Below are 19,810 nucleotides of genomic sequence, written 5' to 3' on the forward strand. Positions count from 1 at the left end.
CCGCTCCTTAGCCCCACAGTTCGGCGATGGAACGTTTGAACTGACGCGCGGCTTCAACCGGAGAGGCGGCATCACGGATACTACGCCCAGCGATAAACACATGAATCGGAATGCCTTTGAACAGCGGCAGGTCTTCCAGCGCCAGGCCACCGGTGACGGTGACTTTGAAGCCCATATCGGAAAGACGTTTGATCGCGGTGATATCCGCTTCGCCCCACGCCACGCCTGCGGCCTGCGCGTCACGGCTGCGGTGATAAACCACCTGCTGGATACCTGCGTCGCGCCACTGCTGCGCCTGTTCCCAGGTCCAGTAACCGGTCAGTTCGATCTGCACGTCGCCATTAAACTCTTTTGCCACGTCCAGCGCGCCTTTGGCGGTGTTGATATCTGCACAACAAATCACGGTCACCCAGTCAGCGTTGGCTTCGAAGCACATACGAGAAAGGATTTTGCCCGCATCGGCGATTTTGGCGTCTGCCAGCACGATTTTGTGCGGATAAAGCGCTTTCAGATCGCGAACCGCACGCACGCCTTCGCCCACGCACAGAATGGTGCCCACTTCGATAATGTCGACTTCTTCGGCAATCAGGCGAGTAGTTTCGTAGGCGCTAGCCATAGTCTGGTTGTCCAGCGCGACTTGCAACATCGGTAATGACATTTTCAATTCCTTCTTAAGCAGCCGCGTTGGTGCGGTCAATGAGATCCAGGACTTCCTGCTCGGTACGGCAGGCGCGTAAACGGTCGAAATTCTCTTCATCTTCAAACAGGTTGACGATCTGCATGATGCCCACTTCCTGATGCGTGTTGGCATCGACCGCCGCCATCGTGATGAGGATATCCACCGGGTCGTTATCTTCGTGGTTGAACTCCAGCGGCTTTTTCAGCGTCACCAGCGCAAAACCGGTTTTCTTAACGCCCTCTTCCGGGCGACCATGCGGCATTGCCAGGCCCGGTGCGAGCACAAAGTACGGGCCGTGTTGTTCAACCGCATCCAGAATCGCCTGGTAGTAACGCGGCTCGACAACATCCGCCGCCACCAGCAGGTCAACGCCGATTTTCACTGCGTCCTGCCATGTCTCAGCTTCAGCCTGCAGACGGATAGATTTATTCTCCGCCAGCGAATCACGTAATTTCATAGCGCGCCCTTACTTCACGTCCTGTGGGAAATGTTCTTTGATCACTTCCAGCAGTTTCGGGCCAAAGTCGGCAGGAGAGAGCATGTTGCGCACGCCAACGACATATTTGTTGCCCGTCACGGTGATCTCGCCCGCGATGTGCGTAGAAGCGATGATGATATCCGCGCCGCTCAACTCGCTTTTGTATTCGCCAACCGCGCAGCTGTTTACCGTGTGGTCAATGTTCGACTGGGTTAAAAACTGGTCCACTTTCATCTTCATGATCATGGAACTGCCTTGTCCGTTACCACACACAGCCAGAATACGTACGGTCATAATCAAAACTCCTTATTAAGCAGACTGTTCTGCCAGTTGTTTTTCTGCATCTTCTTCTGCGCGCAGCGCGCGGCCAGCGAAGAACATATAAGCCAGTGCAATGACAATGATGACAGTCATAAAGGCGATACCGATGGAGAAGAAGCCCTGCATCATCGGCGGTGCCAGAATCGACCAGTCCGCCATGCCCATCCAGGCACTCATACCGGTGAGTTTCACCGCCCAGACGCAACCAAAGATTTCGATCATCCCCATCACCAGACAAATCTTCAGCGCCGCGCGCCAGCCACCGAAGTGGTTAGCAAACACGCCAATAGTGGCGTTAGAGAAGAACATCGGGATAAAGCCAGGGATAATCAGAATGGAAGAGCCGCAGGCAACCAGGATGCCAACTGCAATCAGTTGACCGATGGTGCCCCACATAAAGCCCCAGACCACAGCGTTCGGCGCGAAGCTATAGATGGCCGCACAGTCAATCGCCAGAACCGCACCGGGGATCAGGCGCTGGGAGATACCGTTAAACGCTTCAGAGAGTTCCGCCACAAACATGCGCACGCCCTGAGTGATGATGAAGATCGCCACCGCAAAGGAGAAACCGGTTTGCAGGATGTACACCGTCCAGTTCACTTTACCTGCCATCGCCTGCACGGTGTCGATACCGAAGGAGAGCAAAATGGCACCAAAGAAGATGGTCATGACAATCGCCGTGGAGACGATGTTGTCGTGGAAAATGTTCAGCCAGCCTGGCAGTTTGAGGTCTTCAACGCTTTCCTCTTTTTTGCCGAGGAACGGCGCGACTTTATAAGCAACCCATGATGCAAACTGTTGTTGGTGACCGATGGAGAAACCACAGCCGTCCGTCACTTCCTGAGTCGGCTTGTACATCATGTTAGAGGTAATACCCCAGTAGAGCGAAACCAGAATCGCGGTGCAGATAATGGTCGTCCACATGGAGTAACCGAAGATAAACAGCGTAACGGCAATCAACCCCGCCTGCTGGAACATGATGTGACCCGTCAGCATGATGGTGCGAATACCGGTAATGCGACGTAGCAGCACGTAACAGATGTTCAGCGCCAGTGCCAACAGCACCGCGTAGCCCACCCAGCTATAGGCATCGCCCATACGCTCGATGGTAGCCATCATGGATGCGTAAGTATCGGAAATCGCACCATTGATGCCATAAACCTCCGACATTTTCGCCACCACCGGTTTGAAGGTGCTGGTCAGGATGCCGGACCCGGCCTGCAACAACATGAAACCAATAATGGTTTTAATCGTACCTTTGATAATCACGCTGACACTTTTGCGCAGCAGGATATAACCCAGACAGGTCACAATACCCAGCAGTAACGGGGCATTGGTCATGACCTGGTTAAAAAACACGGTAAAGATGTTGTAGAGGATCTCCATGATGCTCTCCAGTGATCAGAGTTGCTGAGCAAGGCCATGCCCAGGATGGTGCCCACACTCTAGTTTTCAAATTAAATCACAACAAGATTAAATTTGATTAAACGTGACGTAGTACGCAAATTAAATACACACTAAATTTGCGGGATAGATGGCGAAGTTATAATTTTCTTTTTATTCATATATATAAAAAATAAATCACGTCATAAAACGTTCTATTAACGAATGCAAATCGTTCCACTTACATCACATTCCGTAAAATTTCACCATTGCCACCTTGAAAAATTAGTGCCAGTATCAATCAAAACAAATCACATATTGATTTAATTTGCACACTCGAGAAGGTAAATGGCGATGAGTAAAGTGAAAAGCATCACACGTGAATCATGGATCCTGAGCACCTTTCCTGAATGGGGAAGCTGGCTGAATGAAGAGATTGAGCAAGAGCAAGTTGCGCCGGGCACCTTTGCGATGTGGTGGCTCGGTTGCACCGGGATCTGGCTGAAATCTGAAGGTGGCACCAATGTGTGCGTCGATTTCTGGTGCGGAACGGGTAAACAAAGTCACGGCAATCCACTGATGAAAGCAGGGCATCAGATGCAGCGCATGGCTGGTGTGAAAAAACTGCAGCCGAACCTGCGTACTACCCCGTTTGTTCTTGATCCGTTTGCGATTCGCCAGATCGACGCCGTACTGGCTACTCACGATCATAACGATCACATCGACGTCAACGTGGCCGCCGCCGTGATGCAAAACTGCGCTGATGACGTACCATTTATCGGACCGAAAACCTGCGTGGATTTATGGATTGGCTGGGGTGTGCCGAAAGAGCGTTGCATCGTAGTTAAACCAGGCGACGTGGTGAAAGTGAAAGACATTGAAATTCATGCGCTTGATGCCTTCGACCGTACAGCACTGATCACCCTTCCTGCCGAGCAAAAAGCAGCTGGTGTACTGCCAGATGGTATGGACGAGCGTGCGGTTAACTATCTTTTCAAAACCCCTGGCGGCACCCTGTATCACAGTGGCGATTCCCACTACTCCAACTATTATGCGAAGCATGGTAATGAGCATCAGATCGATGTAGCTCTGGGCTCCTACGGTGAAAACCCGCGCGGTATTACTGACAAAATGACCAGCGCCGATATCCTGCGCATGGCAGAAGCGCTAAATACGAAAGTTGTGATCCCGTTCCACCACGACATTTGGTCTAACTTCCAGGCTGATCCACAAGAGATCCGTGTGTTGTGGGAGATGAAAAAAGATCGTCTGAAGTATGGCTTTAAACCGTTTATCTGGCAGGTTGGCGGTAAGTTTACCTGGCCTCTGGATAAAGATAACTTTGAATATCATTATCCACGCGGTTTTGATGACTGCTTTACCATTGAACCTGATCTGCCGTTCAAATCTTTCTTGTAATCAGCGTGCTATGCCGGATGGAGTCGCGTTCTTCGCGCCATCCGGCGTAGTATTTTCAGGCTATTTCAAATATCATCTAAATAAATCATATTGTATCGGAATAGCTCATGACAGAAGCACAAAGGCATCAAATTCTACTGGAGATGCTGGCCCAGCTGGGTTTTGTCACCGTAGAGAATGTTGTCGAACGCCTGGGAATCTCCCCTGCAACTGCACGTCGGGATATCAATAAACTTGACGAAAGTGGCAAGCTAAAAAAAGTACGTAACGGTGCTGAGGGTATTGCTCAGCAAAGGCCGCGCTGGACACCGATGAATTTGCATCAGGCGCAAAATCATGATGAAAAAGTGCGTATTGCTAAAGCGGCTTCACAACTAGTGAATCCTGGTGAAAGTGTCGTAATTAACTGCGGTTCTACGGCGTTCCTGCTTGGCCGTGAAATGTGCGGCAAACCGGTTCAAATCATCACCAATTATTTACCGCTGGCGAATTATCTTATCGATCAAGAGCATGAAAGCGTGATCATCATGGGAGGGCAGTATAATAAAAGCCAGTCCATTACCTTAAGTCCTCAGGGTAGCGAGAACAGTTTGTACGCCGGACACTGGATGTTTACCAGCGGTAAAGGACTGACAGCAGATGGCTTATATAAAACAGACATGCTAACCGCCATGGCAGAGCAAAAGATGCTTAGTGTAGTCGGCAAACTGGTAGTACTGGTCGACAGTAGCAAAGTGGGTGAACGAGCTGGCATGTTGTTTAGTCGTGCCGACCAAATTGATACCTTGATCACAGGTAAAAACGCGAACCCGGAAATCCTGCAACAGCTGGAAGCGCAAGGGGTCCGCGTTTTACGGGTTTAAAGATACTGGCGGAAAAAGTTCACCGTTGCCGCCAGCGCTTCTGGTGTAATGCGGTGTCTTACGCCTTCCTGCCACTGACAGGTCAGATTATCCGCCAGCCCTGCTTGTGTTAACGCCTGCTCCAGGCGATAAGATTCAATGGCCGGAACGACATCATCATCCCGTCCATGCCATAGCAACAGGGGGCTGTCTGCAAGGTGTGATAGCTTTTTTGTCACTTCCCACTGCCCCAACGGAGCAAGAATCGCCTCGAACTCTTTCTGCTGAGCAGGTGTTTCTGGTACGAGTGGGGGAAACAGAGTTTGAGCGAGTTGGGTGAAATATCCTGACCCCATCAGGCTGGCAGCACAATGAATCGATGTATGGCGGGCCTTAATCCCCAGAGCAGTCATTGCGCCCATCGATGCGCCACTCACCGCAAGACGCCCATCAAGCAGCCAGTTTTTTGCAATAATCCCCTCGCGTATCGCAGAAAACTCTTCCATGTTTTTGTGCAGAATTTGCCAGAAATGATACATCCGTCGTCCGGCGTCGCCAGAAAAGCGTAAGCCATGATCAGGTGCATCAGGCATAATGACGCGAAAACCCGCCTGCGCCAGAGCAACAGCAAAATAGCTATAAACCAGGCTGGAGGAAGTAAAGCCGTGATAAAAAACAATGCATGGTAACGGCTTTTCATTTTGTTTTGCCGGATAAGCGTGAAGTACAGGAATATCTGCCAGTCTTTGCGTTTCTATTTCTATCATGTGTTCCCCCTTTTAATTTGGTATGCCATGAGGAAATACCTAACGCAACAATAATTGCTGGCAGAGTGGAGCATAATGTTGAGAAGCAGATTACGTTTTCACAACATTTTCATTCGAAAATCGCGTGTCAGCTAACACTTCACGAACATTCCCTCTTAAGGGAAATTAATTAGGTACTACACTATGGCTATCAGGAAACGAGAGAGAGTTATGCTTCGGTTTGCCGCTCTGATACTGGTTTTATTGTTAAGTGGATGTAGTGCGCTACAGGGAACGCCACAACCTGCACCACCTGTCGCAGACCATCCTCAGGAAATCCGCCGCGATCAGACCCAAGGCTTACAACGGATGGGTACAGTGAGTGCCATGGTACATGGTTCTCCGGATGATGCGCTGGCAGAAATCAGAGCGAAAGCTGCAGCAGCAAAAGCTGATTATTATGTCGTAATAATGGTGGATGAAACCATCGTAACAGGACAGTGGTATTCACAAGCTATTTTATATCGACAAAATACTCTAAATAATTCAAGTGACAGGAAAGCGATAAGTGAGTGAGTCCGCAGGAGCTAACATAAGTAAGTGACTGGGATGAGCGAGCGTAAGCGCAGCATATGCGACTTGAAGTATGACGGGTATAGTTGTAGATGAAATTATTATCAGCTTTACATTAGTTTGCGTCTCTATTCGTTTATCTGGGCAATATAGATTCCCTGCTGGAAGCCGGAAATTTATTCCACAATGGATAACCCCTCCTGTTCAGGGGAAACGAAAATGGAGCTGACGATGAAACAATCACTTGCCTTATCCTCTCCACGGTTAGCAACCGGCCTGATGGATACCACGGCACAGTCTGCCGAATTCGCCAGTGCTGATTGCGTTACAGGTCTTAATGAAATTGGGCTTATCTCTGTCAGAAATATTTCAGGCGACCCACAAGATGTGGAACGTGTCGTAGCGTTGAAAGCCGATGAGCAAGGTGCATCCTGGTACCGAATTATTCAGATGTACGAGGAGCAACAGCCTGATAACTGGCGTGTCCAGGCGATACTTTACGCCTGAACATCACAATTGCCAGGTCAAGAATGCCGGATGTGGTGAAAGCACCTTATCCGGCCAACAAAGGTAACGTTTTCAAATAGTTGCGTATGCGTACCAGCATCGCATCAGGCACTTAATGCCAGATGCGATGCTGAACAATAAACTACAGGCAAACGCCTCCCGTCGCCCGTAGCAACAAATCATTCTGAACTTGTTCGCTTATCCGAACACCCCGACGATGACCTAACATCAACTGACACCAGTTTTCAGCAATGGGCGGCGAAGCATGGCGTAACATTTGTGCTCCACAGCCTAAAATGAAAAGTTGTAGGGTGATCTCCCGCCCTTGCTCTTCAGATGGTTTGCGCAGCAGCTGCTGGAAACGTCTGACTGCCCGATCAAAATGCCGGTCCTGGCCTTTAACCTGAGCAAAAGCATCCGTCAGTAGATCATAGACGCCTGGTTGCTTACTTAAAACGCGCAGTACATCCAGGCACATGATGTTACCAGACCCTTCCCAGATGCTGTTTACTGGCATTTCCCGATAAAGTCGGGGCAACTCACTGTCTTCGCAATAACCAATTCCCCCCAACACTTCCATTGCTTCTGCCACAAAAGGCATTCCTGCTTTGCACACTGCAAATTTTGCCGCTGGAGTAAATAAACGCGCCCAAAGCGCTTCTTTTTCATCGGTACGTCGATCCCACGCCCGCGCCAAACGGAAGAGCAGAGAAGTTTGCCCTTCAAGTTGCAATGCCATCCTGCAGAGGACATTGCGCATGAGTGGTTGTTCAATCAAAGGTTTACCGAAAACTTGTCGCTGATGAGCATGATAAATAGCCAGTGAAAAAGCTCGACGCATCATGGCATGGCTACCTAATGCACAATCGAAGCGTGTCATACCGCCCATTTTAAGAATATAGCGAACACCTTCCCCCTCATTGCCCACCAGCCAGCCAATCGCATCTTGAAATTCCACTTCGCAGCTGGCGTTAGAACGATTGCCCAACTTATCTTTCAGCCGCTCAAGACGAATGGTATTGCGTTGACCATCAGGTAAAAAACGCGGCAAGAAGAAACAAGAAAGTCCACCTTTCGTCTGTGCCAACACCAGATGTGCATCACTTTGTGGCACAGAAAAGAACCACTTATGTCCCACTAATCGATACGAGCCATCCTCCAGACGTTCGGCCTGAGTTGTGTTGCTCAATACATCTGACCCACCCTGCTTTTCAGTCATTCCCATGCCGATAAGCAGCCCTCGCTTCTGCCCTCCGGGCAAAAGATGAGAATCATAGCGATCACTTAATAATGGTGTTTTCCAGTCCTGAAACGGCGCGGGTAATAACTCTAACAACAAAGGTGTGGCGGCAAAGGTCATAGTAATAGGGCAAAGCGTCCCGGCTTCAACCTGGGCGTGAATAATGAAGCGGGCAGCCCGCACCACAAATGATCCGACTCTGGCATCTTCTTCCCATGCAAGATTATGTACCCGATTTGCACATAATCCCTGCATCAGTAAATGCCAGGCAGGGTGAAAACGGACATCATCTAACCGTCTCCCCTGAGCATCGTAGCGCAGCAGCTCTGGCGGATAGATATTCGCCAGCCGCCCAAGCTCCAGAGATTCTGCGGTCCCCAGTTGCTGGCCAATACTGGCAAGCAACTCGTTATCCCAGGCTGCACCTTCACGGTTTACGGCTTCGCAAAGCGCGCTATCAGACAAATACAAATTACTGTTATTCAACGGTGCAGGTTGATTGAATATAGTGTGAGTTTGCCAGTGCACTATGTCTCCCTCCATCAATGGCAGTAACCTTAAGTATGGTCACTGCCATTCATTCATGACAGAGAGGAATCGCTAACACATTCCTAGCCAGAAATGTAATGAGGAACAAAACGTGAAGTATCTTTTGTGATCAAGGTGTTATCTTCGCGGATACCCATGCCACATGCTTCATCATCAACAATCCAGCTGCCGATCAGTGTGTAGCTATCACCAAAACGCGGCAGAGGCTGAAATGCCTGATAAATCATTGGCTCATCGGCGTAATCACCCTCAGCATGCTCTATAACGGCATTATTACCGTCAAAGATAGTGACATTACCACCCTCACGAGAAAATATAGGTTTTCGCACATAGTTTTCACCTGCATTGACTTGTGATTTTTCACCTTCAAACCAGGCAGGTAACAAGTTGGGATGATGGGGGAAAAAGCGCCATAGCAGCGGTAGCAGCCCTTTGTTACTGAGGATACTTTTCCATAGCGGTTCCACCCACTGTTCACGACGAGAACGCAATAGTGGGCCATTATCATCACGCATCATCCACTCCAGCGGATAAAGCTTGAATGCACGTTTAATCACATTATCATCCAGATCTGTCAGTACCCCACCAACACCAAGTCCAAGATCTTCGATATAAATAAACCGGGATTCCTGGCCTGCCTGTTGTGCGCAATCCTGCAAGTACAGAACAGTGGTACGGTCTTCGTCGGTATCCTGGCAACAGCAGAAATAAAAAGGCTCGCGACTATAAAGCTCAGCAAAGCGTGAGATCAGACGCTCCTGAATTGCGTTGTACTGATCGGCATCACGGGGAATTACACCACTACGTCGAGCATCTTCCAGCCACAACCACTGAAAGTAAGATGCTTCATACAATGAGGTGGGTGTGTCAGCGTTGTATTCGAGCAATTTTACAGGCGCATTACCGCACCAGACAAAATCCATCCGACCATACAGCGAAGGATCTCTGGCACGCCAACTTTCAGCGATCACATCCCAATATAGTGGTGGGATCGCCAGCTGCTGCATAATCTGCTCATCTTTAACAGCACGATCCACAACGTCAAGACACATCTGATGCAGCTCTGCGGTCGGTTTCTCAATCTGTTCTTCAATTTGCCTGAGGGTGAAACGGTATGCTCTGCTCTCATCCCAATAGATTTCATCGTCGATAATATGAAAGTCGAAGCCATGATCGGCGGCAATTCGATCCAGATCGCGACGTACAGAAATATCATGTCTTAACATGATCAGCCTCCCCAATGCCCACGCGCACTGGACGAACGCCCATAACCGCCACGGGAGACAGTCGACGCCTTTTTCGTTGAAAAACTACTGGTGCTGGCTGTACTTTTATTTCCTGCCCCTGAGCGCCAGGTGTATTTCCCATAGGTAGAAAGCCAGACCGGGCGGGATGAGTATGACGATCCACTGCTGTTATAAACGTACTGTTCATCGCGATCTTTACGAATTGTCCGGCTAAGCAGAAACCCGGACACAACCGGTAGCCAGGCCTGATTGCCACTATCGAAATAGCAATTTTGATACTGCATCAGGCAGCCATGTTGCGACAAATTCTTCGGCACATCGGCATAAAATAGGGTTTTAGCGTTGTTCCATCCGTCAGCACAAACGGTAGAATCGTTACCTGCATAAATACAATCCTGCACACTGGAATAATAAGTACCGTCGCCGTCGTTATTGTTATCAACGTCACCACTGTCGTTACAACCTTTAAGTACAAAAAATGCAGCTGTACCCATTAACGCCAGTGTCAGATATTTTTCTGTATAACGTGTTCGTTTGGCAGACGTGGCACCTGCTGGCCGATTGATACGGCTGGCGGTGGCATGTTTGAGTGTATTATTGCCTTTTGTAGATTTGCGTTTTTTAGCCATGATCATCCATTACCATGTCATGCAGGCAGCATTAAAAATACCGCCAGCTAACGCAGCGGTGCCCATAAACATTCCCGCTGCCGTATTATGATTAATGATTTTTTCACTTAGTGCCGGCATATATAACCTGACACCGCCATATATCAATAGTTGAACAACCAATGCAATTCCACCCCAGGCAAAATAATCCGGGACACTTACTGCATTAATTGCCGCACTGGATAATGGAATAACATAGCCCAGCAATGTTCCTCCAAAAGCTAGTGCTGCTGCCGTATTATTATTTTTAATTAATTGCCACTCATTATGTGGTGTGATTTTGGAATAGATAAAGAGAAAGCAGATCACCATAGCTATGCCAATAAAAAAGTATGAACAAAAAGCCAGTAATGATTCCAGTATATGCATCGTAAACTTCCCTGAAATTAGCCAATAATATTAAGAGACGTCAGAGGAATATCAACGCCCAGGGCGCGAGAAAATATCCATTCTGGCTCCCCGTGATCGCTAAATGACTCCTCACCATTTAATAACAAATATTCAAAGGTATCTTCTGTTACCTGCCGTTGGTAACCCATTGTGAAATTATGTACTTCCCATTTAGCATTGTTTTGATTTTCTACTTTTTCCAGCATGTAGATAGGCTCAATAATTCCAGGTTCTTCACTGTTAAAAAAGCGCTGCCACTGTTTTTCCTGCCAGTGCAATGTCTTCGTCCCCATCACTTTGGCACTAATCGTTTCACGCCAATGACTCTCTTTACTGATGCCATAACTCTCTTCATAAACAAAGAGTTTGATATCTTCAATATCATCAAAGTCCATTCCGCCAGTAGTATTAATTTGCAGGAATTCATCACCAGAAGTGTAATATCGGAAAATCTGACTACCGCCGCCAAGATCGATACGGCTAATAGCAGCAACTGTGAATTCTTCACCCGGTAGATCCACCAGTAACAGATCCTGCAGCAGACGAAACGCCAGAGTATCGAGCGTAAAACCACTATTCAAATGCAGACCTAGCGGACCTCGAACGATGACCGGCTTATCATCCTTGCCAAACAGACGCTGGAAAAAACCAGACATATTTAATCCTCAAAGCCTAATGAAATATACTCTAACTAATTAAAATTACAGAACAAAACACTGGTGTTAGCTTTGAAAGGGCGAATAACCCGCAAACACAGCATAAGCAACTTGAAGCATGACGAATATATAACTACCAGCCTGGTATAAAGGCTGGCAAATAAATTACTCACCCTGTTGGCGTTGCAATCTTGTCAGTACATCCTGGGCACTGCTTTTATTGGCGCCACCAATCCCCGCTTCTGCCAGTTTTTCGTCCAGATCGCGACCATCTGCAACTTTTTCCAGCTCTGCCGCAGCATCCAGTCGGGCCTGACGTTCAGCCTGACGTACTTGCAGACGTTTTAATGACTCTGCCGCCGTAGAAACATTGGAAGATGCACCCAGCGTTGAGGAGGTAACAGCCTGCTGCGCTCGCTGCATTGCTTCTGTCGCTTTCACCACTTCCAGCTGCTGCTCAAACTGAGAGATCCGCAGAGCTGTAGCAGATACTGCTTTTTCCACACCATCACGTGAGATTTCAAGATTTGCCAACACTTGTTCTTCAGCATTGATGAGGTTTTCCAGACGGGCGATCTCTTCTGCAACTTCATTAATCAAAGACGGGTTGACGTTTTTGCTTAAGGCTTCAAGAGCACGCTTTTCCAGGCTGGCTTTACGTTCACGTAAATCTTTCAGTTTATCGTTGCTCAATTTCACTCTTGCCAGTAGATCGACGCGTGATTTACCGGCCTTATCCAATTCTGCTTTGGCATCACGTATATGCTGTTCGAGCATTCTAACGCCCTGTGCTTCTTCAATGGATTCTTCCGCTTGCGAGATCACAGATTTACCCAACGTAAATAAACTTTTTAAAATCCCCATAAATACTGGTCCTTGTAATTAATGTGAGTATTCTTCTGTGATTTCAGCGAGATCCATCGCGTTATCGACCAGCGTAGTAATCTCAAGCATAATGTCGCTGAGTGAGGAATTGAGTGATAAAGCACCAAATACCACATAATATTCTTCGTGCTGAATACTGGAGATTCCTACCGAAGAAAGCGGCATTAATTTCTGATTCCTTAACAGAAACAGATTAAATTCTTCACGATTTTTAATACAACTTACAGGGCAAATAAATGTTTCTATAATAATTTGTCGCGAAGTAAATATGATATTGATCTGTAAATCGCCATAATCATTTATTTTCATGATTAATGCGTTTTCACTATTTTTAATATCAATATCAGGCCAGGTTTGTAGCGCATCAGCCAGCGCTAATGGGTTCCATGCCATATATTATTCCATATAAATTGAGGTTAATGATTAATATAATGAATGTTTTATTTCAATAATTATCTTATCAGCTATAGATAAAAAAAAACCATCCAATTTTGGATGGCTTTTCACAATTCCGAGAAATTAGCTACGCTGGCGTACCGCTTCAAATAAGCAAATGCCTGTCGCCACAGAAACGTTCAGCGAAGAAACACTTCCTGCCATTGGGATGCTGATCAACTCATCGCAATGTTCACGGGTCAGGCGACGCATGCCTTCACCTTCTGCGCCCATCACCAGTGCCAGCCGTCCGGTCATTTTGCTCTGATAGAGCGTATGATCCGCCTCTCCTGCCGTACCGACGATCCAAATATTCTCTTCCTGCAACATACGCATGGTGCGCGCCAGGTTAGTCACCCGAATCAGCGGAACGCTTTCCGCCGCGCCGCAGGCCACTTTTTTCGCCGTGGCGTTGAGCTGTGCGGAGCGATCTTTCGGCACAATCACCGCATGAACGCCAGCGGCGTCCGCGCTGCGCAGGCACGCGCCGAGGTTGTGCGGATCGGTCACACCGTCGAGGATCAGCAGGAACGGTTGATCGAGCGAAGCGATCAGATCCGGCAGATCGTTTTCCTGATACTGATGTCCTGGCTTCACACGGGCGATAATGCCCTGATGCACGGCACCGTCGCTTTTCTCGTCGAGATATTGGCGGTTTGCCAGCTGGATAACCACGCCCTGGGACTCAAGGGCGTGAATCAGCGGCAACAGACGTTTATCTTCACGGCCTTTTAAAATAAAGACTTCCTGAAAACGTTCAGGGGCGCGCTCCAGCAGGGCCTGCACTGCGTGGATGCCGTAAATCATTTCGCTCATTAATGTACTCGTTGTTTACGTTTTGCCTGATGCGCTACGCTTATCAGGCCTACATGATCCCTGCAATGTATTGAATTTGCGTGATTATGTAGGCCGGATAAGGCGTTCACGCCGCATCCGGCATGAACAAAGCGCATTTTGTCAGCAATCTGACCCTCTTCTGTTTGAAGAGGGTAATGATCACTCTGCCACTTTTTTCTTCGCCGCACGCTTCGCTTTGGTCGCTGCGGCTATTTTCTGCGTTTTCGCCGATGGCTTTTTCGCTTTTCTCGCGTCTTTCTTCGCCGCTTTCGGCTTCGTTTTTTTCTCGCCGCGGAAAGCGCTGTCTGGCTCAAAGTTTACCTTTTTACCAACCTGACGACGCTTGCCGCCTTTTTTGCCTGTATCGCCTTTTTTCGCTTTCTCGCGCGCGGTTTTACCGACGTTGCGCGGTGCGCGTTCGCTGGAGATCAGGCTAAAGTCGATTTTGCGCTCGTCCATATTAACCGCTTCGACGCGCACTTCCACGCGATCGCCCAGGCGATAAGTCTGGCCGCTGGATTCACCCATCAGGCGTTGTCCTACCTGGTCAAAGCGATAGTAGTCATTGTCCAGCGAAGAGACATGGACCAGACCATCGATGAACAAGTCATCCAGGCGAACAAAGAAGCCAAAACCAGTGACGCTGGAAATCACGCCTTTAAAGACGTTACCTACCTGGTCGAGCATGAAGTCACACTTCAGCCAGTCAGCCACATCACGCGTTGCTTCGTCGGCACGACGTTCCGCCATCGAACAGTGCTGACCCAGTTGCAGCATATCTTCCATCGAATAATGGTAGCCACCGGTTTCAGTGGTATTCCCCTGATGCCCCTGCTCTTTCGCCAGCAGATACTTAATGGCGCGGTGGAGCGTCAGGTCAGGATAACGACGAATCGGCGAAGTAAAGTGCGCATAGGACTGCAATGCCAGACCGAAGTGACCGCGGTTTTCCGGATCGTAAATCGCTTGTTTCATTGAGCGCAACAGCATGGTTTGCAGCATTTCTGCGTCAGGACGGTCAGCAACCGATTCCAGCAGTTCCGCGTAGTCACGCGGTTCCGGCTTGTTACCGCCAGGCAATTCCAGCCCCAGTTCCGCCAGCACTGAACGGAAAGAGGTTATCGCTTCGGTGCTCGGCTTGTCGTGAATACGGAACAGTGCCGGTTCTTTGGCCTTCTCAACGAAACGCGCCGCCGAGATATTCGCCAGAATCATGCACTCTTCAATTAACTTGTGTGCGTCGTTACGCTGGGTCTGTTCGATACGCTCAATACGGCGTTCAGCGTTGAAAATAAACTTAGCTTCTTCGCTCTCAAACGAGATCCCGCCGCGTTCTTCACGGGCTTTACCCAGCACTTTATAGAGGTTATGCAGCTCTTCGAGATGCTTAACCAGCGGGGCGTACTGCTCGCGCAGATCCTGATCGCCCTGCAGAATATGCCAGACTTTGGTGTAGGTCAGACGCGCGTGAGAGCTCATCACCGCTTCATAGAATTTGTAGCCGGTCAGGCGGCCTTTCGACGAAATCGTCATCTCGCAAACCATACACAGGCGGTCTACCTGCGGGTTGAGCGAACACAGGCCGTTAGAGAGCACTTCCGGCAGCATCGGGATAACCTGCGAAGGGAAGTAGACCGACGTACCACGGTTACGCGCTTCTCTGTCCAGCGGTGTTGGCGGACGCACATAGTAGCTGACATCGGCAATTGCGACCCACAAACGCCAGCCACCGCCGCGTTTTTTCTCGCAGTAAACTGCATCGTCAAAGTCACGGGCGTCTTCGCCATCAATGGTGACCAGCGGTAAATCGCGCAGATCGACACGGCCAGCTTTCGCCTCTTCCGGTACTTCTTCTTTCAGCCCGGCAACCTGTTGCTCAACAGCCTGCGGCCAGATGTACGGAATTTCATGGGTTCGCAGGGCGATATCAACCGCCATGCCGGTGCCCATATTGTCGCCCAGCACTTCGACAATTTTACCCACCGCTTTGGTACGGCGAGTCGGGCGTTGGGTCAGTTCAACCACCACCACAAAGCCCATCCGCGCGCCCATGATCTGATCGGGCGGGATTAAAATATCGAAGCTCAGACGGCTGTCGTCAGGAACCACAAAGCCGACACCCGCTTCGGTAAAGTAGCGGCCAACAATCTGGCTGGTTTTTGGCACCAGCACGCGGACAATACGCGCTTCACGGCGGCCTTTACGGTCAGCGCCCAGCGGCTGTGCCAGCACCTGATCGCCATGAATGCAGGTTTTCATCTGCTCGCTGGAGAGATACAAATCATCTTTACGCCCTTCAACCCGCAGAAAGCCGTAGCCATCACGGTGGCCAATAACGGTACCTTTCACCAGGTCGAGGCGTTCCGGCAGCGCATAGCACTGACGACGAGTGAAGACCAGTTGACCATCGCGCTCCATCGCGCGCAGGCGGCGACGCAGGCCTTCAAGCTGCTCTTCGCCTTCAATGTGTAGTTCTACCGCCAGCTCATCACGGCTGGCCGGTTTTTCACGTTTGGTTAAATGTTCGAGGATAAATTCCCGACTAGGGATGGGATTCGCGTATTTTTCAGCTTCGCGTTCCTGGAAAGGATCTTGTGACATCTCGGTTCCTCCGTTGTCATCTCTGATGAAGATTTTCGTCACTCCACCAGCAATAATTTATAAAGCGGTTGATTCTCTTCAACCAAATCGGCAAGCGTGTAGTTATCCAGTTCCATAAGAAAACTTTGCACGGCCTTAGAAAGTGCCTGTTTCAACCGACAGGCAGGTGTAATGTGGCAAAACTCACTGCTGCAATTCACCAGCGATAAAGGTTCCAGCTCGCGCACCACATCACCAATACGTATCGCACTCGCCGGTTTACCCAGGCGAATGCCGCCATTTTTTCCACGAACAGCAGTCACGTAGCCGGCACGACTAAGTTGATTGATTATTTTGACCATATGATTACGGGAGACGCCGTAGACGTCAGTCACTTCAGAAATACTGGTCATCCGCCCTTCTGGCAATGACGCCATGTAGATCAGCGCACGTAATCCGTAATCAGTGAAACTCGTTAACTGCACATCAACCTCAAAAGGGAAAGCGGGAAAAAATACATTTATATTGATGATAAACCAGCCACAAGCTGTGTCGCTAATTTATTTCAGTTCGGGGAAGGAAAAAAGCGAGGATTTAACACTGTGTCGGATAGCGTAATGGCTTACCCGACACAGTAATGTATCACACTGTTAGCCCGGCAGGCAAAATATCTGCCAGGCGTACCAGAATTACGCGTCGAACGGGTCGCGCAGAATCATGGTTTCAGTACGATCCGGGCCGGTAGAGATGATATCGATCGGCACACCGGTCAGTTCTTCAATACGCTTGATGTAGTTCAGTGCCGCCTGCGGCAGACCGCTACGATCTTTCACGCCGAAGGTGGATTCAGACCAGCCCGGCATGGTTTCGTAAATCGGCTCTACACCTTTCCAGTCGTCTGCTGCCAGCGGAGTGGTAGTCACTTCGCGACCATCCGGCATACGGTAAGCCACGCAGAGTTTCACCTCTTTCAGGCCATCCAGAACGTCCAGTTTGGTCAGGCAGAAGCCAGACAGGGAGTTCAACTGTACCGCACGACGAACGGCAACGGTGTCCAGCCAGCCGGTACGACGACGACGCCCCGTAGTTGCGCCGAATTCGTTACCCTGCTTGCAGAGGAACTCACCAGTTTCATCAAACAGTTCGGTCGGGAACGGACCTGCACCTACACGAGTGGAGTAAGCTTTGAGGATACCCAGAACGTAATCAACATAACGCGGGCCCAGGCCGGAACCGGTCGCCACGCCACCTGCAGTGGTGTTGGAAGAAGTTACGTACGGATAAGTACCGTGGTCGATATCCAGCAGCGTACCCTGCGCACCTTCGAACATGACGAAATCGCCACGCTGACGCGCCTGGTCGAGCAGGTCAGAAACGTCAACCACCATAGAAGTCAGGATGTCGGCAACAGCCATCGTATCATCCAGAACTTTCTGGTAATCAACCGCTTCAGCTTTGTAGTAGTTAACCAACTGGAAGTTGTGATATTCCATCACTTCTTTCAGTTTTTCAGCGAAGGTTTCTTTGTCGAAAAGGTCTCCAACACGCAGACCACGACGTGCCACTTTATCTTCATAAGCAGGCCCGATACCACGACCCGTGGTGCCGATCGCTTTCGCGCCGCGCGCTTTCTCACGCGCGTTATCCAGCGCAACGTGATAATCAAGGATCAGCGGACATGCTTCAGACAGCAGCAGACGCTCACGAACGGGGATGCCACGGTCTTCCAGTTCTTTCATCTCTTTCATCAGCGCGGCCGGAGACAGCACAACACCGTTACCGATGATGCTGGTTACATTCTCGCGGAGAATACCTGATGGAATAAGATGGAGAACGGTTTTTTCACCGTTGATTACGAGAGTATGGCCTGCGTTGTGACCGCCCTGGTAGCGTACAACATATTTAGCCCGTTCAGTCAGAAGATCGACGATCTTACCTTTACCTTCGTCACCCCATTGGGTGCCCAGTACGACGACGTTGTTACCCATTTTTCAAAATCACCGTTTGCTTAAAAATGGATTCTACCATCGCTTTTTCAGAGTTACAGCACTTTTTGCACTCAAAAATGACCTCGAACAGTCTGTTTTTTGTTCAGCCAATCGTTTTCCTCAACATGTAGTAGACCACAACGCCCGCAACCACAAGTCCACCGCCAAAACGACGTAAAATATTATCGGGCAAATTGGTCATCGCAGCGATCATCTTCTTCCATGCCTTCGGGTAAAGCATCGGCCCTAAACCTTCCAGCACCAAAACCAGGGCAAGCGCCAGCCAGATTGTCGAATTCATTCATTATCCTTATAGAAAAAGAAAACCACCGACATCCCTGAGGATGCGGTGGCTTTATTGACCTGTACCGCAGTCGTTATATTAACGCGTTGCGGAAGTCGGCGTCTTCATGTAGCGGAAGAAATCGCTGTCCGGGCTCATGACCATCACGTCCTGATTGCCAGAGAAGCTGTTCTCATAAGCACGCAGGCTACGGATGAATGCGTAGAAGTCCGGATCTTTACTGAATGCATCAGCAAACAGTTTGGCTGCTTCTGCATCGCCTTCACCACGCATGATGCGGCCCTGACGCTCAGCTTCTGCCAGCGTTCTGGTCACTTCATAGTCGGCAGCCGCGCGCAGTTTTTCCGCTTCTTCCTGACCTTGTGAACGGTGACGACGTGCTACCGCTTCACGCTCGGCGCGCATACGGTTGTAGATCGCTTCAGACACTTCGGTCGGCAGGTTAATCTGCTTGATACGCACATCGACAACTTCAATACCCAGCGCCGCCATACTGTTCGGGTTGATGACCGGAACTTTGCCCTTCGTCTCAGCCGTTACGCGCTCTGCCGCTTCGGCAATGGCGTTATCCGCTGCCGGGGTAGTAACTTCATCTTCTGTACCCGCAGAACCGGAGTTTAGCGCGTCACGCACTTCCAGGGTCAGACGACCACGGGAATCGGTGACGATATCTTTAACATCCAGACGACCAATTTCAGAACGCAGACGGTCAGAGAACTTACGTTTCAATAGCACTTCCGCTTGCGAAATGTCGCCACCACCCGTTGCCAGGTAGTAACGGCTGAAATCGCTGATGCGCCATTTGATGTAAGAGTCGACGATCAGGTCTTTCTTCTCTTTGGTCACAAAGCGGTCGGCCTGGTTGTCCATGGTCTGAATACGTGCGTCGAGCATTTTCACCGTTTCAATGAACGGTATCTTGAAATGCAGACCCGGCTCATAAACCAGAGGTTTGTTGTCATCGTCACGCAGTACCTTACCAAAACGCAGCGTAATACCGCGCTCACCTTCTTTGACGACAAAGACAGACATGTAAAGCACTACCAGCACGATGATGATAATCGCGATAACTGACTTACGCAT

General features: G+C 49.5%; 22 protein-coding genes and 1 pseudogene. 4 read left to right on the forward strand and 19 right to left on the reverse strand.

Features of this window, described 5'->3' with window-relative positions; translation table 11 throughout:
• Nucleotides 1–7: 7 nt before the first annotated feature.
• Genes ulaD through ulaA form a run of 4 tightly spaced genes read right to left on the reverse strand, consistent with a single transcriptional unit; the run spans nt 8 to nt 2,864 of the window.
• Nucleotides 8–658: a 3-keto-L-gulonate-6-phosphate decarboxylase UlaD gene (gene ulaD / locus K0335_RS09145; RefSeq protein ID WP_000056740.1), complete on the reverse strand. Its 651-nt coding sequence runs from the start codon at nt 656–658 to the stop codon at nt 8–10.
• A gap of 13 nt (nt 659–671) precedes the next feature.
• On the reverse strand, nt 672–1,136 hold the full coding sequence (ulaC, locus tag K0335_RS09150) for a PTS ascorbate transporter subunit IIA (RefSeq protein WP_000776505.1): 465 nt from the start codon (nt 1,134–1,136) through the stop codon (nt 672–674).
• A 9-nt stretch (nt 1,137–1,145) separates the two neighbouring features.
• Nucleotides 1,146–1,451, reverse strand: coding sequence for a PTS ascorbate transporter subunit IIB (gene ulaB, locus K0335_RS09155; protein WP_000218362.1), 306 nt, complete (start codon nt 1,449–1,451; stop codon nt 1,146–1,148).
• 15 nt (nt 1,452–1,466) lie between these two features.
• The gene (gene ulaA / locus K0335_RS09160) at nt 1,467–2,864 is read right to left on the reverse strand and encodes a PTS ascorbate transporter subunit IIC (RefSeq protein WP_046082068.1); all 1,398 of its coding nucleotides are present in this window, start codon (nt 2,862–2,864) and stop codon (nt 1,467–1,469) included.
• A gap of 351 nt (nt 2,865–3,215) precedes the next feature.
• Here ulaA and ulaG point away from each other — a divergent pair, with 351 nt between their 5' ends.
• Both ulaG and ulaR read left to right on the forward strand, forming a co-directional pair.
• The gene (gene ulaG, locus K0335_RS09165) at nt 3,216–4,280 is read left to right on the forward strand and encodes an L-ascorbate 6-phosphate lactonase (RefSeq protein ID WP_002431733.1); all 1,065 of its coding nucleotides are present in this window, start codon (nt 3,216–3,218) and stop codon (nt 4,278–4,280) included.
• A gap of 107 nt (nt 4,281–4,387) precedes the next feature.
• On the forward strand, nt 4,388–5,143 hold the full coding sequence (ulaR, locus tag K0335_RS09170) for an HTH-type transcriptional regulator UlaR (protein WP_000133647.1): 756 nt from the start codon (nt 4,388–4,390) through the stop codon (nt 5,141–5,143).
• Here the strand turns inward: ulaR and yjfP are convergent.
• Nucleotides 5,140–5,889, reverse strand: coding sequence for an esterase (gene yjfP, locus K0335_RS09175; protein ID WP_000569738.1), 750 nt, complete (start codon nt 5,887–5,889; stop codon nt 5,140–5,142). The genes ulaR and yjfP overlap by 4 nt on opposite strands.
• A 183-nt stretch (nt 5,890–6,072) precedes the next feature.
• Between yjfP and bsmA the strand changes: the two genes are divergently transcribed.
• On the forward strand, nt 6,073–6,444 hold the full coding sequence (gene bsmA / locus K0335_RS09180; RefSeq protein WP_001007725.1) for a biofilm peroxide resistance protein BsmA: 372 nt from the start codon (nt 6,073–6,075) through the stop codon (nt 6,442–6,444).
• 228 nt (nt 6,445–6,672) lie between these two features.
• Entirely contained in the window at nt 6,673–6,948 is a 276-nt protein-coding gene (gene yjfN, locus K0335_RS09185) for a DUF1471 family protease activator YjfN (protein WP_024256572.1), read from the forward strand.
• Between the two features lie 142 nt (nt 6,949–7,090).
• On the opposite strand, the gene K0335_RS09190 is transcribed toward yjfN, so the two are convergent.
• From K0335_RS09190 to hflC, 14 genes and pseudogenes are all read right to left on the reverse strand, one after another.
• A complete protein-coding gene (locus K0335_RS09190) occupies nt 7,091–8,716 on the reverse strand; it encodes an isovaleryl-CoA dehydrogenase (RefSeq protein WP_160193813.1) in 1,626 nt (541 codons plus the stop codon).
• 83 nt (nt 8,717–8,799) lie between these two features.
• On the reverse strand, nt 8,800–9,963 hold the full coding sequence (locus K0335_RS09195) for a glutathionylspermidine synthase family protein (RefSeq protein ID WP_104919880.1): 1,164 nt from the start codon (nt 9,961–9,963) through the stop codon (nt 8,800–8,802).
• Nucleotides 9,964–9,965: 2 nt separating this feature from the next.
• A complete protein-coding gene (locus K0335_RS09200; RefSeq protein ID WP_001085610.1) occupies nt 9,966–10,613 on the reverse strand; it encodes a DUF1190 domain-containing protein in 648 nt (215 codons plus the stop codon).
• Nucleotides 10,614–10,622: 9 nt separating this feature from the next.
• Nucleotides 10,623–11,021 carry a DUF350 domain-containing protein gene (locus tag K0335_RS09205; protein WP_000547766.1) on the reverse strand — a complete coding sequence of 133 codons (399 nt, stop codon included), beginning with the start codon at nt 11,019–11,021 and terminating at the stop codon, nt 10,623–10,625.
• Nucleotides 11,022–11,038: 17 nt separating this feature from the next.
• Nucleotides 11,039–11,698, reverse strand: coding sequence for a YjfK family protein (locus K0335_RS09210; RefSeq protein WP_000012528.1), 660 nt, complete (start codon nt 11,696–11,698; stop codon nt 11,039–11,041).
• Nucleotides 11,699–11,863: 165 nt separating this feature from the next.
• Nucleotides 11,864–12,562, reverse strand: coding sequence for a PspA/IM30 family protein (locus tag K0335_RS09215; protein ID WP_000511991.1), 699 nt, complete (start codon nt 12,560–12,562; stop codon nt 11,864–11,866).
• 18 nt (nt 12,563–12,580) lie between these two features.
• The gene (locus K0335_RS09220; protein WP_219393799.1) at nt 12,581–12,976 is read right to left on the reverse strand and encodes a YjfI family protein; all 396 of its coding nucleotides are present in this window, start codon (nt 12,974–12,976) and stop codon (nt 12,581–12,583) included.
• A gap of 126 nt (nt 12,977–13,102) precedes the next feature.
• The gene (gene rlmB / locus K0335_RS09225; RefSeq protein WP_219393800.1) at nt 13,103–13,834 is read right to left on the reverse strand and encodes a 23S rRNA (guanosine(2251)-2'-O)-methyltransferase RlmB; all 732 of its coding nucleotides are present in this window, start codon (nt 13,832–13,834) and stop codon (nt 13,103–13,105) included.
• 23 nt (nt 13,835–13,857) lie between these two features.
• Nucleotides 13,858–13,956 (reverse strand): annotated as a pseudogene (locus tag K0335_RS22615) (hypothetical protein); the annotation flags it as partial.
• A gap of 58 nt (nt 13,957–14,014) precedes the next feature.
• Nucleotides 14,015–16,456: a ribonuclease R gene (gene rnr, locus K0335_RS09230; RefSeq protein ID WP_104919879.1), complete on the reverse strand. Its 2,442-nt coding sequence runs from the start codon at nt 16,454–16,456 to the stop codon at nt 14,015–14,017.
• 38 nt (nt 16,457–16,494) lie between these two features.
• Nucleotides 16,495–16,920, reverse strand: a complete 426-nt coding sequence (nsrR, locus tag K0335_RS09235; protein ID WP_001177637.1) for a nitric oxide-sensing transcriptional repressor NsrR — start codon at nt 16,918–16,920, stop codon at nt 16,495–16,497.
• Nucleotides 16,921–17,124: 204 nt separating this feature from the next.
• Entirely contained in the window at nt 17,125–18,423 is a 1,299-nt protein-coding gene (gene purA, locus K0335_RS09240) for an adenylosuccinate synthase (protein ID WP_000527955.1), read from the reverse strand.
• Nucleotides 18,424–18,526: 103 nt separating this feature from the next.
• Nucleotides 18,527–18,724, reverse strand: coding sequence for a DUF2065 domain-containing protein (locus K0335_RS09245; RefSeq protein WP_001089292.1), 198 nt, complete (start codon nt 18,722–18,724; stop codon nt 18,527–18,529).
• 81 nt (nt 18,725–18,805) lie between these two features.
• Entirely contained in the window at nt 18,806–19,810 is a 1,005-nt protein-coding gene (gene hflC / locus K0335_RS09250) for a protease modulator HflC (RefSeq protein ID WP_136740639.1), read from the reverse strand.

Source organism: Escherichia sp. GZ89 (assembly GCF_019366485.1).
Taxonomy (GTDB): Bacteria; Pseudomonadota; Gammaproteobacteria; order Enterobacterales; family Enterobacteriaceae; genus Escherichia; species Escherichia fergusonii.

Excerpts from the sequence above, each read along its gene's own strand:
- K0335_RS09205 (WP_000547766.1), bottom strand. The coding sequence starts at position 11,021 with ATGCATATACTGGAATCATTACTGGCTTTTTGTTCATACTTTTTTATT.
- yjfP (WP_000569738.1), bottom strand. The coding sequence starts at position 5,889 with ATGATAGAAATAGAAACGCAAAGACTGGCAGATATTCCTGTACTTCAC.
- rnr (WP_104919879.1), bottom strand. The coding sequence starts at position 16,456 with ATGTCACAAGATCCTTTCCAGGAACGCGAAGCTGAAAAATACGCGAAT.
- K0335_RS09215 (WP_000511991.1), bottom strand. The coding sequence starts at position 12,562 with ATGGGGATTTTAAAAAGTTTATTTACGTTGGGTAAATCTGTGATCTCG.
- ulaB (WP_000218362.1), bottom strand. The coding sequence starts at position 1,451 with ATGACCGTACGTATTCTGGCTGTGTGTGGTAACGGACAAGGCAGTTCC.
- K0335_RS09210 (WP_000012528.1), bottom strand. The coding sequence starts at position 11,698 with ATGTCTGGTTTTTTCCAGCGTCTGTTTGGCAAGGATGATAAGCCGGTC.
- K0335_RS09220 (WP_219393799.1), bottom strand. The coding sequence starts at position 12,976 with ATGGCATGGAACCCATTAGCGCTGGCTGATGCGCTACAAACCTGGCCT.
- K0335_RS09195 (WP_104919880.1), bottom strand. The coding sequence starts at position 9,963 with ATGTTAAGACATGATATTTCTGTACGTCGCGATCTGGATCGAATTGCC.
- ulaR (WP_000133647.1), top strand. The coding sequence starts at position 4,388 with ATGACAGAAGCACAAAGGCATCAAATTCTACTGGAGATGCTGGCCCAG.
- ulaC (WP_000776505.1), bottom strand. The coding sequence starts at position 1,136 with ATGAAATTACGTGATTCGCTGGCGGAGAATAAATCTATCCGTCTGCAG.
- bsmA (WP_001007725.1), top strand. The coding sequence starts at position 6,073 with ATGGCTATCAGGAAACGAGAGAGAGTTATGCTTCGGTTTGCCGCTCTG.
- ulaA (WP_046082068.1), bottom strand. The coding sequence starts at position 2,864 with ATGGAGATCCTCTACAACATCTTTACCGTGTTTTTTAACCAGGTCATG.
- ulaD (WP_000056740.1), bottom strand. The coding sequence starts at position 658 with ATGTCATTACCGATGTTGCAAGTCGCGCTGGACAACCAGACTATGGCT.
- K0335_RS09245 (WP_001089292.1), bottom strand. The coding sequence starts at position 18,724 with ATGAATTCGACAATCTGGCTGGCGCTTGCCCTGGTTTTGGTGCTGGAA.
- purA (WP_000527955.1), bottom strand. The coding sequence starts at position 18,423 with ATGGGTAACAACGTCGTCGTACTGGGCACCCAATGGGGTGACGAAGGT.
- ulaG (WP_002431733.1), top strand. The coding sequence starts at position 3,216 with ATGAGTAAAGTGAAAAGCATCACACGTGAATCATGGATCCTGAGCACC.
- rlmB (WP_219393800.1), bottom strand. The coding sequence starts at position 13,834 with ATGAGCGAAATGATTTACGGCATCCACGCAGTGCAGGCCCTGCTGGAG.
- K0335_RS09200 (WP_001085610.1), bottom strand. The coding sequence starts at position 10,613 with ATGGCTAAAAAACGCAAATCTACAAAAGGCAATAATACACTCAAACAT.
- yjfN (WP_024256572.1), top strand. The coding sequence starts at position 6,673 with ATGAAACAATCACTTGCCTTATCCTCTCCACGGTTAGCAACCGGCCTG.
- hflC (WP_136740639.1), bottom strand. The coding sequence starts at position 19,810 with ATGCGTAAGTCAGTTATCGCGATTATCATCATCGTGCTGGTAGTGCTT.